The following is a 12,658-nucleotide window of genomic DNA, read 5'->3' on the forward strand; positions in this document are numbered from 1 at the left end:
GAGGTACACCATGTGCGTCGTCTGCGGTTGCGGAACCGGACATTCACACGACAAGACCGAAGCGCCAGCCACCGATAGCGATGTGCGGGTCGACGCTACCGGCGACCTGCATTACGGCGCAGGCGAGGCGCGGGTTTCAGTGCCCGGCATGAGCCAGGCCCGCACCATCCGCCTGGAGCAAGACATACTCGGCGAAAACGACCGGCACGCCGCACGCAACCGGGAGAACTTCACCGCCCACGGCGTACTGGCCCTCAATTTGGTGTCCAGCCCTGGTTCCGGCAAGACCACGCTGTTGTGCAGCACCCTCATGGCCCTGCGCCAGCGCCGCGCCGACTTGCCGCTGGCGGTGATCGAGGGCGATCAGCAAACCCGTCACGACGCCGAGCGCATCCGCGAAACCGGCGTACCTGCGATCCAGATCAACACCGGCAAAGGCTGCCACCTCGACGCCCGGATGATCACCGAAGCCTACAGCCGCCTGCCGCTGCATGACGCGCTGCATGCAGCCGGTCACGCGCATCAGTCGCCTGTGCATAGCCACGTTGATCCGCAGCCGCACGCCCACGTTCATACTCAACAGCATCAACACAGCCACCGCGCCCATGACGCCAGCGAGCCGGCCGGCATGCTGTTCATCGAGAACGTCGGCAATCTGGTCTGCCCCGCGCTATGGGATTTGGGCGAGGCGGGCAAAGTGGCGATCCTGTCGGTGACCGAGGGCGAAGACAAACCCCTCAAGTACCCGGACATGTTCGCCGCCGCGCGCCTGATGATCCTCAACAAGATCGACCTGTTGCCGCACCTGGATTTCGACGTGCAGCGCTGCCTGGACTACGCGCGACAGGTCAACCCGCAGATCCAGATCATCCAGCTCAGCGCCCGCGACGGCACCGGGCTGGATGCCTGGCTCGACTGGTTGCTGGCCGGCGCCCCCGAGGGTGATCGACGCGCCGCGCGCATCGCCGAACTGGAAGCTGAACTGGCCCGCCTCAAAGGTCAGACGGAGGCCCCGCATGCGTAGCGAAAAACTGCCCGGCGCGCAGGTCTGGCCGCCGGTGCTGGCCTGTGGCGCGTGGCTGAAGAACACCGCCTGCCTGGTGCAAGGCGATCAAGTGCTGTGGTCGCCGCTGCACGGTGACTTGGGCGACCCGCAAAGCTGCCTGGACCTGGCGGCGTCGTTGGACGCGCTGTTGGCATGCGCTGACGTCACGCCGCAAGCCATCGCCCACGACCTGCACCCGGATTTCTATAGCTCGCAACTGGCGGTGACGCTGGCGGAACAACTCAACGTGCCCGCCGTAGCCGTGCAGCATCACCACGCGCACATTGCCGCGTTGATGGCCGAACATGGCCTCGACGGCCCGGTACTCGGCCTGGCGCTGGACGGCGTCGGCCTTGGCAGCGATGGCGCGGCCTGGGGCGGCGAGTTGCTGTGGGTGGCCAGCGATGCCTGGCGCCGACTCGGCTATCTATTGCCACTGCCGCTGCCCGGTGGCGATGTGGCCGCCCGCGAACCCTGGCGCTTGGCCGCTGCGGCGCTGCACCTGCTGGGTCGCGACGCTGAAATCCTCAGCCGTCTCGGGCCGCTGGTCGGCCAACAAAGCGCCAACACGGTCGCGCAGATGCTCGCGCGCACTCTCAACTGCCCGCCGAGCAGCGGCGCCGGACGCTGGTTCGATGCCGCTGCCGGGATTCTCGGCATCAGCGTGCGTCAACAATTCGAAGCCGAAGCGGCCATTGCCCTGGAGCGTCTGGCCGCGGAATACCTGGCAGCCCACGCCGAGCCCGCCATCGACGGCCTGTGGCAGATCCGCGCTGACGGCGTGCTCGATCTGCTACCGCTGCTGACCCGTCTGTTCGAGCTCGCCGACGGCGCACGCAGCGCGGAGGGCGCGGCGCTGTTTCACCTGACGCTGGCCGCCGCGCTCGCCGACTGGATCGAGCGCCAATCCACCACGCTGCCGGTGCTGCTCGGGGGCGGTTGCTTTGCCAATCGCCTGCTCAGTGCCCGGCTCACGCAACGATTGACCGCCAAGGGCTTAGCGGTTTTCAGCGCGCAGGCCGTGTCTTGCGGCGATGCCGGGCTGGCCCTGGGTCAAGCCTGGGTTGCCGCGCACTGGCGCGACCCGCAGCGCCAACCCGCTCTGCCATTGAAGGAATCCCAAGCATGTGCCTAGCCATTCCCGCCCGCGTGATTGAACTGCGCGACGGCGATAACGCGCTCGTCGACTTGGGCGGTATCCGCAAGGAAATCTCCCTGGCGCTGGTGCCGCAAGCCCAGGTCGACGACTACGTGATCGTCCACGTCGGTTACGCCCTCGGCCTGATCGACCCCGAAGAAGCCCAGCGGACCCTGGCCATGTTCGAAGAGCTGGACCGCCTGCAACCGGAAGCCCTATGAAGTACATCGATGAATACCGCGACGGTGAATTGGCGCAACGCATTGCCGAGCGCATCCGCAACGAAGTCCAGCCTGAACGCCAATACCGCTTTATGGAGTTCTGTGGCGGCCACACCCATGCGATATCGCGTTACGGCGTGAGCGATTTGCTGCCCGCCAATGTGCGCATGATCCACGGCCCCGGCTGCCCGGTGTGCGTCTTGCCGATTGGGCGTATCGACCTCGCGGTGAAGCTGGCGCTGGAGGACGGAGCGATCCTCTGCAGCTATGGCGATACCCTGCGCGTGCCGGCGTCCGGTGGCCTCTCGCTGCTGCGCGCCAAGGCCCAAGGCGCGGATATCCGCATGATCTACTCGCCCAGCGATGCGCTGAAAATCGCCGAGGCCAACCCCGAGCGTGAGGTGGTGTTCCTGGCCATCGGTTTCGAAACCACCACGCCGCCGACCGCTTTGGTGATCCGCGACGCCGCCGCTCGCGGCCTGAAAAACTTCAGCGTCTTGTGCTGCCATGTCCTGACCCCGGCGGCCATCGAGCATATCCTTGCCGCCCCCGGGCAAGATGCGGCGGCGGTGGAACTGGACGGCTTTGTCGGCCCGGCGCATGTGAGCATCATCATTGGCTCGGAACCCTACGCCGAGTTTGCCCGCCAATACCGCAAGCCGGTGGTGATTGCCGGTTTCGAGCCGCTGGACGTCATACAGGCGATTTTGATGCTGGTGCGTCAGGTCAACGACGGACGCGCCGAGGTCGAAAACGAATTCGTCCGCGCCGTGGGCCGCAATGGCAACAGCGCCGCGCTGACATTGATGGACGAAATCTTCGAACTGCGTGAGAGCTTCGAATGGCGCGGGCTTGGCGAGGTGCCGTTCAGCGCCTTGCGCATTCGTGCGGAATTCGCCGCCTTCGACGCAGAAAAACGCTTCGACCTGCATTACCGCGCCGTGGCCGATAACAAAGCCTGCGAATGCGGGCCGATCCTGCGCGGCCAGAAAAAGCCCACGGACTGCCGCCTGTTCGGCAGCGTATGCACCCCGGAAAATCCCATGGGTTCGTGCATGGTCTCCAACGAAGGCGCCTGCGCCGCTCACTATGCCTACGGGCGCTATAAAGACATCGAGGTTGTTGCAGTATGACCGGCCGCTCTCCCGTAAAACGCGGTTATGTACGCCCCCTCAATTTTCGCGACGGCGTGGTCGATATGGGCCACGGTGCTGGCGGTCGTGCTTCGGCGCAACTGATTGAAGAGCTGTTCGTTGCTGCGTTCGACAACCCGTGGTTGCGCCAGGGCAACGACGGCGCCGCCTTCAGCGTCGAACTCAAACCCGGCGAACGCATGGTCATGGCCACCGACGCGCACGTTGTGTCGCCGCTGTTTTTCCCCGGTGGCGACATTGGCAGCTTGTCTGTGCATGGCACCCTCAACGACGTCGCCATGGGCGGCGCACGGCCGCTTTATCTCTCAGCCAGCTTCATCATCGAGGAAGGCTTTGCCCTGGCCGAGCTCAAGCGCATCGTTGAGTCGATGGGCCGCGCCTCCCGTGATGCCGGGGTGCCGATCATTACCGGCGACACCAAAGTCGTGGAACGCGGCAGTGGCGACGGTGTGTTCATCAGCACCACCGGCATCGGCATTATCGCCAACGGGGTCGACACCGGCGGGCATCGCGCACGTCCCGGCGATGCGATCCTGGTGTCCGGCAGCATCGGCGAACACGGCGTGGCGATCATGTCCAAGCGAGAAGGGCTGGCGTTCGAAACCGAAATCCTCTCTGACAGTGCGGCACTGCATGGTTTAGTGGCGCAGATGCTCGCGGTCGCTCCCGGCCTGCGCGTACTGCGCGACCCGACCCGAGGCGGTTTGGCGACCACGCTGAACGAAATCGCGGGCCAATCCGGCGTCGGCATGCTGTTGGACGAAGCGGCGATTCTTGTGCAGCCGCAGGTCGAAGCCGCCTGCGAACTGTTGGGCCTGGACCCGCTCTACATCGCCAACGAGGGCAAGCTGATCGCAATCTGCGCCGAAGAAGACGCCCAGCCGCTGCTCGACTGCATGCGCCGCAACCCTTTGGGCGAACATGCGGTGCGTATCGGCACGGTGCTTGAAGACGCGCACGGTTTTGTGCAGATGCAGACCCGATTCGGCGGGCGCAGGGTGGTGGACTGGTTGTCGGGCGAACAATTGCCGAGAATCTGCTGAGCCCTTGAGACCTTGAGTCAGCAACGCATGGCGGCAACTGGAGGATGCTGCCATGCGTTGCAAGGTGTCCTGGCTAAAGAACCTTGGGTTGACCTCGAGGACGATGCCTACGACTCTCTTGCGAGAGAAGGCGAGGAGTGGGTGTCTCGTGTTGCCAGCCGCCACCCAGGGCTTTGAATGTAGCCACTGCTGCTCGAGCCGATTCCGTTTGTGCCTGTGCTCTACCATCGGACGCGGCTAACACATTCTCATCGGCATTGAGTACTTCGATCAGGCTCACCACGCCTTTTTCATAAGCGGTGAGCGATCTGTCTCGAGCTTTTGTAAACGCAGCCTCGCCCTGTGCAAGATGTTTAAACTGCTGTTCGCGGTTGATCAGTACGGAAAACGCGGTTTCTACATCTTCAGACGCCCGCAGTACCGATTGGCGATAGGCAGCTAGTGCTTCAGCTTCTTGCCCCTTGGCCAAGTCAATCTGAGCGTTAATGCGGCCAAAGTCGAACAGCCTCCAACGTAACCCCAATACCGCCGATGCCTGGCTGGCATCGTTGGAGAACAGATTTGTGCTCGAGACCGACGTGGCGCTGCCTAACAGAGCCCCTACGGAAAACTTGGGGTAGTACTCGGAAATGGCTTCGCCAATACGAGCGCTCGATGCCGCAAGTCGGCGCTCTGCGACGATCAAGTCTGGACGCCGGCGCAGTAGATCGGCTGGAGAGCCCAGGCTGGCGAGGTGTGGTACATCCGGGATGGGTGTCGATTGCGCCAACTGCGCAGTGTAAGTCCCTGGCGGTTTACCCAACATGACATCCAGAGCGTTCATTGCCGAGTCAAGACCAGCCTGCAGTACCGGCACCGTTGCTTGCGCCTGGTTCAATGAACCTTGAGTCTGATTCAACTGCAGTTCAGCAGCCAGTCCCTTGGCGTAGAGATATTCGATGGTAGAGAGCAGCTGTTGTCGTGTCTCTACCTGCTTTCGGGCAATCTCCAGGCGTGCTTGCAGTCCGCGGATGCTGATGTAAAGGTCAGCGGTTTGCGCGACCACTGCTAGTCGTGTGGCAACTGCCGCAGCTTGGGCCGCCTGATAATCGGCGACGGCTGCTTCTTTGCCTCGGCGTAACCCTCCAAATACATCAAGTTCCCAGCCAGCATTGAGATTAGCCTCATAAGCACTCCCGTAGCGGTTATAGGATGGATCTGAATTCAGCGCTTGGCCCAACGGTGTTTCCAAGGATTGTCGTGCTCTAGCCGCTTGGCCACTGACGGTGGCCGACGGCAAAAGCGCGGCGTTAGCGGCTCCCAAGCCGGCGTGAGCTTGTTCGATCCTGGCTGTTGCCTGGGCTAAATCGAGATTTTGTTCAAGAGCTCGATTGATTAACTGGCTGAGAACGGGGTCATTGAACGTCTTCCACCAGACGGTGAGATCACTGGGGGTTGCGTCAACCGTTGGTGTTGCAGGTGCAATCGCTGAAAAGCGCTCGGGCAGCTCTACTTTGGGCTCGGAATAGTCAGGACCCACCGAGCACCCAGCGACCACACCGAAACTCAGCAATACGGCAAAACGGAGAGGGTGCATGTGACACCTTGGGAATGATCGATTAGTGACCATATTACGATTTGGTCATGAGTTGTCAACCGTCCTGCGGGTGCGTAAGCTGATCGCATGAACCCATTACCCATTTCCTCGTCCAGCACCCGTGGTCCCGCCGAACATGACATCCGCGACCAGATCGTCGCGGCGGCCAACGACCATTTCAGTCAATACGGTTACAGCAAGACAACAGTCTCCGACCTCGCGAAAGCGATCGGTTTTTCCAAGGCTTATATCTACAAGTTCTTCGACTCCAAGCAGGCGATTGGTGAGGCCATTTGCAGCAATTGCCTGTCGCAAATCATTGCGGCGGTGGAGCACGCGATCAATGCCGAGGGTATCTCACCGACGGAGCGCTTTCGAAGACTGGTCAAAACCCTGATAACCAAAGGGGTTGACCTGTTTTTCAATGATCGGAAATTGTATGACATCGCGGCCTTCTCGGCGTTGGAGCGCTGGTCCAGCTCGCAGGTATATGACGCGCGAATCAAACATTTCGTACAGCAAATTGTACGAGAAGGGCGTGAGCTCGGAGAGTTTGAGCGCAAGACACCCTTGGATGATACGGTGGAGTCGATTCATCTCGCGCTACGTCCCTACATCAATCCTTTGTTGTTGCAGTACAACCTCGACGTCGTTGAAGAGGCCCCTGGGCTCATCTCCAACCTCATTCTGCGCAGCCTGATGCCTTAAAAAGGCCCTGGCTGGCAGGTCTGGCGTACCTCTACGTTTATCTTTTCACCCGTAACTCAAGGCCGACCCTGCTGATCTGACATTGGTCATCAGGCGGCTTTAATTTGTTTGTAGTGTGACCATTGACATAAATGGTCACTTGAATAAGCATGGCGTATCTGTTTCCAAGAGGTCTTTATGATCCCGCGCCGCTCGACTTCATTTATCTTCATCGGTTTATTGCCGTTGGCCTTGGCTGCATGCAGCGAAGCGCCGCCTCCTGATCCTCGTCTTCAGGCGGCCCTGGTGCGCGTCAGTCTGGTTCAGCCTTCTGCACCTGAAACTCGCGTATACACCGGCGTCGTTGCGGCACGGGTTCAGAGCGACCTTGGTTTTCGGGTGGCCGGAAAGGTGACGGAGCGCCTCGTGGACACCGGCCAGAGCGTCAAGCGTGGACAGCCACTGATGCACATTGATGCGAACGATCTGACGTTGACAGCACGAGCGCAGCAGGAAGCGGTGCTCGCAGCAATGGCTCGATCGCGGCAGGCCAATGATGACGAGCTGCGCTACCGAGATTTGGTGTCGGTCGGTGCTGTTTCTGCCTCTGCTTATGCAGGGATCAAGGCCGCTGCTGACTCGGCCAACGCTCAATTGAATGCAGCCAAAGCCCAGGCGGATATCGCGAAAAACTCCACCGGTTATTCAACCTTGTTGGCCGATTCCGACGGGGTTGTTGTGGAGACCTTGGCAGAACCGGGGCAGGTCGTCGGTGCGGGCCAGGTGGTGGTGCGTGTTGCCCATTCCGGGCAACGCGAGGCGGTCATTCAATTACCCGAAACGCTACGTCCGGCTCTGGGATCGTCGGCGACAGTTCAGCTTTATGGGGTGGACCAGCACGCAGGGCAGGCGCATCTGCGCCAGCTGTCCGATTCGGCTGACAGGTTGACCCGCACATTTGAGGCGCGTTACGTGCTGGAAAGCGCACTTGCCAATGCCACGCTGGGGTCGACCATTTCGGTCGCCATCGGCAGCACGCGAACGGCCATCGATGGTGAAGTCCAGGTGCCTGTCGCCTCTCTCTATGACGCCGGTAAAGGTCCGGGTGTATGGGTCGTGAGTCGGGAACCTGAGCAGGTGACCTGGCGCCCTGTAACGCTCCTCGGTTTGAATGATGCGGAAACTGCACGTGTGACAGGTGACCTCAATATCCACGATCGTATTGTCGCGCTGGGCGCTCACCTTCTGAGCGAGGGCGAGCAGGTCAGGCCCCAGATGGCGGGCAACGCAGAGGTGCGCCGATGACCGGATTCAACCTGTCCGCGCTGGCGGTGCGTGAGCGTTCGATCACGCTGTTTTTGATCCTGCTGATATCCATCGGTGGGCTGTACGCCTTCTTCAAGTTAGGGCGCGCGGAAGATCCTGCCTTCACCATTAAACAAATGACCGTGGTAACGGTATGGCCTGGAGCGACGGCTCAGGAGATGCAGGACCAAGTGGTTGAAAAGCTCGAAAAACGCATGCAGGAACTGCGTTGGTATGACCGGACTGAGACCTTCACGCGTCCGGGAGTGGCACTCACCACCGTTTATTTGCTCGATAGCACGCCACCTAATGCTGTTCCCGAGGAGTTTTACCAGGCGCGCAAGAAGCTCCGTGATGAAGAGGCGGGTTTGCCGCCTGGTGTCATCGGCCCGATCGTCAACGACGAATATGCCGATGTCACCTTTGCCCTTTATGCGCTCAAGGCAAAGGGCGAGCCGCAACGATTACTGGTTCGCGAGGCTGAGTCGTTGCGTCAACGCCTGCTGCACGTGGCGGGCGTGAAGAAGGTCAATATCATTGGCGAGCAGTCCGAGCGCATTTATGTCGAGCTGTCATATGAGCGTCTGGCGACGCTGGGTATTTCCGCTCGAGACATATTTAGCGCGTTGAATGCGCAAAACATGATGGCGCCGGCCGGTTCAGTTGAGGCGAATGGCCCCCAGGTGTTCATTCGACTTGATGGCGCGTTTGATGACCTGCGCAAGATTCGCGATACGCCACTGGTCGTGCAGGGTAGAACCCTCAAATTATCCGATGTGGCCGAGGTCAAGCGCGGTTACGAGGACCCCTCCACGTTCATGGTGCGCAACAATGGCGAGCCGGCGTTGCTGCTCGGTATCGTGATGCGCGACGGCTGGAACGGTCTTGATTTAGGTAAGGCGCTTGAAGCCGAGACGACGTCGATCAATGAGCAATTGCCGTTAGGCATGACCTTGAGCAAGGTCACCGACCAGGCGGTGAACATTGATGCATCCGTCACCGAATTCATGATCAAGTTCTTCGCGGCGCTGGGCGTGGTTCTGCTGGTGTGTTTTCTCAGCATGGGTTGGCGTGTCGGTATCGTCGTCGCTGCGGCGGTGCCGCTGACCCTGGCGGCAGTTTTCATTGTCATGGCCGCGACAGGCAAGGACTTTGACCGCATAACGCTTGGGTCGCTGATTCTGGCGCTGGGGCTACTGGTGGACGATGCGATCATTGCCATTGAAATGATGGTGGTGAAGATGGAGGAGGGTTATGACCGCATCAAAGCCTCTGCTTATGCTTGGAGTCACACCGCCGCGCCTATGTTGTCAGGCACGTTGGTCACTGCAATCGGCTTTATGCCCAACGGCTTCGCCAAATCAACGGCAGGAGAGTACACCGCCAACATGTTCTGGATCGTCGGCATTGCGCTGATCACATCCTGGGTGGTGGCAGTGGTGTTCACGCCTTACCTCGGGGCGAAACTGCTGCCGCAGGCCAAGGTGCCAGAAGGCGGGCATACCGCGATTTACGGGACGCCCAATTACGTGCGTTTCAGGCGCGTGCTGGGTGTGGTGATTCGCCGTAAAGGGCTTGTAGCGATCGCAGTCGTCGGCTTGTTCATTGTCGCAATTCTCGGCATGGGCGTGGTGAAGAAGCAATTTTTCCCAACATCGGACCGTCCGGAGGTGCTCGTTGAGGTGCAGATGCCTTATGGCACGTCCATCGAGCAAACCGATGCCGCGGCGTCCGAAGTCGAGGCGTGGCTTGCAAAACAACCGCAAGCACGGACAGTCACCGCCTACATCGGTCAGGGTGCTCCACGGTTCTATTTGGCGATGGCGCCAGAGTTGCCCGATCCTTCTTTTGCAAAAATCGTTGTGCTAACGGCTAACCAGGAAGAGCGTGAGGCGCTCAAGATCCGGCTGAGGCAAGCCGTTGCTGATGGTCTGGCCCCTCAAGCACGTGTACGTGCGACCCAGTTGGTATTCGGTCCTTACTCGCCTTACCCGGTGGCCTTTCGCGTCATGGGGCCGGACCTGACAGTGCTACGCAATATCGCCGGGCAAGTGCGTGAGGTCATGAAAGCCAGCCCCCTGATGAGGACCGTCAATACGGACATGGGCGAGCGTGCTCCGGCACTTCACCTGGCACTGAATCAGGATCGTCTGCAGGCCTTCGGTCTGACCTCCGCAGAGGTTGCCCAGCAGCTTCAGTTTCTGCTGACGGGAGCGCCAGTGACTCAGGTGCGCGAGGACATTCGCTCCGTCCAGGTGATTGCCCGCTCTGCCGGTGATACTCGTTTGGACCCCTCTAAAATCAATGCCTTTACATTGACCGGAGCGCAGGGCCAACGGGTGTCGCTGTCTCAGATCGGAACTGTGGAAATTCGAATGGAAGAGCCCATTCTGCGGCGTCGTGACCGAACGCCGACCATTACCGTTCGGGGTGATGTGGCTGAAGGGCTTCAGCCGCCCGATGTTTCCAGCGCCGTGATGAAGCAACTGCAACCGCTGATTGAACAGTTGCCCAAGGGCTATCGAATTGAGCTGGCAGGGGCGATCGAGGAGTCGGGGAAAGCGAACAAAGCGTTACTGCCGCTGTTCCCCATCATGATCGCGCTGACGTTACTCACCATCATCATCCAGGTGCGCTCGATGTCGGCAATGATGATGGTGTTTGCCACAGCACCTCTGGGCCTGATTGGCGTGGTGCCGATCCTTCTGCTGTTCCAGCAACCCTTCGGGATCAACGCGTTGGTGGGATTGATTGCGCTGTCGGGGATTCTGATGCGTAACACGCTGATCCTCATTGGCCAGATTCACGCCAATGAGCAGGCTGGCCTGCGCCCTTATGACGCCGTGGTCGAAGCCACTGTGCAGCGTGCCAGGCCAGTCATTCTCACGGCACTGGCGGCGATGCTGGCGTTCATCCCGCTGACCCACTCGGTGTTCTGGGGGACGCTGGCCTACACTCTGATCGGAGGTACGTTTGCTGGCACTGTGCTGACATTGGTGTTCCTGCCGGCGATGTATGCCCTCTGGTTCAAGATCAAACCTGACACTTCACAGGAGCCCCTGGCGCCCGCACATCCAGCCTGATTGGGCAACAAACGCTCGTTCAGGCGAGCGTTACGTCTTCTCGGCGCAGGCCGAAAACAAAGCGAAATGATGGCCCTGATCCATCTGGCCAGGACGAAGAGAGCATGAGGTGAGTCAATGTCATTGGAAAGCAAACGTATCGTAGTCACGGGCATGGGGATCGTTTCCCCATTGGGCTGTGGTGTGGAGGACGTCTGGCGCCGTTTGTTGGACGGACAGTCCGGTATCAGGGCTTTGTCAGAAGAATTTAGCAACGGTGTGGGATGCGCGGTTGGAGGCCAGGTGCCTTCACTGGAGCAGGATCCGGTCGCTGGTTTCGATCCTGAGTTGGCCGTCTCGGCAAAGGATCGAAAAAAGATGGATCGGTTTATCGAGTTTGCTCTTTTAGCTGCACGTGAGGCGCTGACACAAGCCCGCTGGACACCTGAACAGAGCACTGAGCAGGAACGTACCGCGACGATAATTGGCACAGGTATTGGTGGCTTCACAGCGATAGCCAATGCCGTTCGCACTACCGATGAGCGAGGCCCTGGTCGCCTTTCGCCGTTCACCATACCGTCATTTCTCGCCAACCTTGCGGCGGGTCATGTGTCGATTAAATATAACTTCAAGGGGCCGCTGGGGGCGCCGGTCACTGCGTGTGCCGCAGGAGTGCAGGCCATTGGCGACGCCGCCAGGTTAATCCGTTCGGGTGAAGCCGACATCGCGTTGTGCGGCGGCGCCGAGGCTGCGATTCATCGTGTCAGTCTGGCCGGGTTCGCCGCCGCTCGAGCCCTGTCCACGGGTTTTAACGATTGCCCAGAGAAAGCCTCGCGCCCCTTTGATCGGGACCGAGATGGTTTCGTCATGGGAGAGGGCGCCGGGATGCTGGTCATTGAATCACTTGAACATGCGCTGGCGCGGGGAGCGAAACCGATCGCAGAGCTGATCGGATATGGCACCAGTGCGGATGCTCACCACCTGACCGCAGGTCCCGAAGACGGCAACGGTGCGCGCCGTGCGATGCAGCAGGCGTTGGATCAGGCCAGGCTCAAACCTGAAGAGATTCAGCATATCAACGCCCATGCCACTTCAACGCCAGTCGGGGACAAAGGTGAACTGGCGGCAATTCGCGGGTTGTTCGGCGCTTCCTCACGGGTCGCGGTCACATCGACCAAATCCGCCACCGGCCATTTGCTGGGTGCGGCCGGCGGCCTCGAAGCCGTTTTCACCGTTCTGGCGCTACGAGACCAAATCGTCCCGCCGACGCTCAACTTGCTCAACCCGGATGAGGCTGCTGCAGGTTTGAATCTGGTCGCCCTTCAATCCAAGCCAATGGCAATCGAGCACGCCTTGTCCAATGGCTTCGGCTTTGGCGGGGTGAATGCCAGTGTCCTGTTTCGCCGATGGCTTGAGAATTAAGTAGA

10 protein-coding genes are annotated in these 12,658 nt (G+C 60.3%); 9 read left to right on the forward strand and 1 reads right to left on the reverse strand.

Annotation, left to right across the window (positions count from 1 at the left end; all coding sequences use genetic code 11):
* The first annotated feature begins 10 nt into the window (after positions 1–10).
* From hypB to hypE, 5 genes are read left to right on the forward strand one after another with little or no spacing between them, the layout of a single operon-like run.
* On the forward strand, positions 11–1,024 hold the full coding sequence (gene hypB, locus U5A08_RS13590; RefSeq protein WP_425262838.1) for a hydrogenase nickel incorporation protein HypB: 1,014 nt from the start codon (positions 11–13) through the stop codon (positions 1,022–1,024).
* Positions 1,017–2,180, forward strand: coding sequence for a Kae1-like domain-containing protein (locus U5A08_RS13595; RefSeq protein ID WP_321851947.1), 1,164 nt, complete (start codon positions 1,017–1,019; stop codon positions 2,178–2,180). The genes hypB and U5A08_RS13595 overlap by 8 nt, the downstream gene beginning before the upstream one ends.
* Complete coding sequence (locus U5A08_RS13600; protein ID WP_046383288.1) at positions 2,171–2,404, forward strand: HypC/HybG/HupF family hydrogenase formation chaperone; 234 nt, start codon at positions 2,171–2,173, stop codon at positions 2,402–2,404. Before U5A08_RS13595 ends, U5A08_RS13600 begins: the two co-directional genes overlap by 10 nt.
* Positions 2,401–3,537, forward strand: a complete 1,137-nt coding sequence (gene hypD, locus U5A08_RS13605) for a hydrogenase formation protein HypD (protein ID WP_321851950.1) — start codon at positions 2,401–2,403, stop codon at positions 3,535–3,537. The genes U5A08_RS13600 and hypD overlap by 4 nt, the downstream gene beginning before the upstream one ends.
* Complete coding sequence (gene hypE / locus U5A08_RS13610) at positions 3,534–4,601, forward strand: hydrogenase expression/formation protein HypE (protein ID WP_253395580.1); 1,068 nt, start codon at positions 3,534–3,536, stop codon at positions 4,599–4,601. Before hypD ends, hypE begins: the two co-directional genes overlap by 4 nt.
* 73 nt (positions 4,602–4,674) lie before the next feature.
* Here the strand turns inward: hypE and U5A08_RS13615 are convergent, their stop codons facing one another.
* Positions 4,675–6,177, reverse strand: a complete 1,503-nt coding sequence (locus tag U5A08_RS13615) for an efflux transporter outer membrane subunit (RefSeq protein WP_321851952.1) — start codon at positions 6,175–6,177, stop codon at positions 4,675–4,677.
* An 87-nt stretch (positions 6,178–6,264) separates the two neighbouring features.
* Here U5A08_RS13615 and U5A08_RS13620 point away from each other — a divergent pair, with 87 nt between their 5' ends.
* The 4 genes from U5A08_RS13620 to fabF all read left to right on the forward strand — a co-directional run bounded on the left by U5A08_RS13620 (position 6,265) and on the right by fabF (position 12,653).
* Positions 6,265–6,885, forward strand: coding sequence for a TetR/AcrR family transcriptional regulator (locus U5A08_RS13620; RefSeq protein WP_253395584.1), 621 nt, complete (start codon positions 6,265–6,267; stop codon positions 6,883–6,885).
* Positions 6,886–7,062: 177 nt separating this feature from the next.
* Positions 7,063–8,169: an efflux RND transporter periplasmic adaptor subunit gene (locus U5A08_RS13625; RefSeq protein WP_321851953.1), complete on the forward strand. Its 1,107-nt coding sequence runs from the start codon at positions 7,063–7,065 to the stop codon at positions 8,167–8,169.
* Positions 8,166–11,252, forward strand: a complete 3,087-nt coding sequence (locus U5A08_RS13630; protein ID WP_321851955.1) for an efflux RND transporter permease subunit — start codon at positions 8,166–8,168, stop codon at positions 11,250–11,252. Before U5A08_RS13625 ends, U5A08_RS13630 begins: the two co-directional genes overlap by 4 nt.
* Positions 11,253–11,369: 117 nt before the next feature.
* Positions 11,370–12,653: a beta-ketoacyl-ACP synthase II gene (gene fabF / locus U5A08_RS13635; RefSeq protein ID WP_253395590.1), complete on the forward strand. Its 1,284-nt coding sequence runs from the start codon at positions 11,370–11,372 to the stop codon at positions 12,651–12,653.
* Positions 12,654–12,658 lie beyond the last annotated feature (5 nt).

The organism is Pseudomonas paraveronii (assembly GCF_963681955.1).
Classification (GTDB): Bacteria; Pseudomonadota; Gammaproteobacteria; order Pseudomonadales; family Pseudomonadaceae; genus Aquipseudomonas; species Aquipseudomonas paraveronii.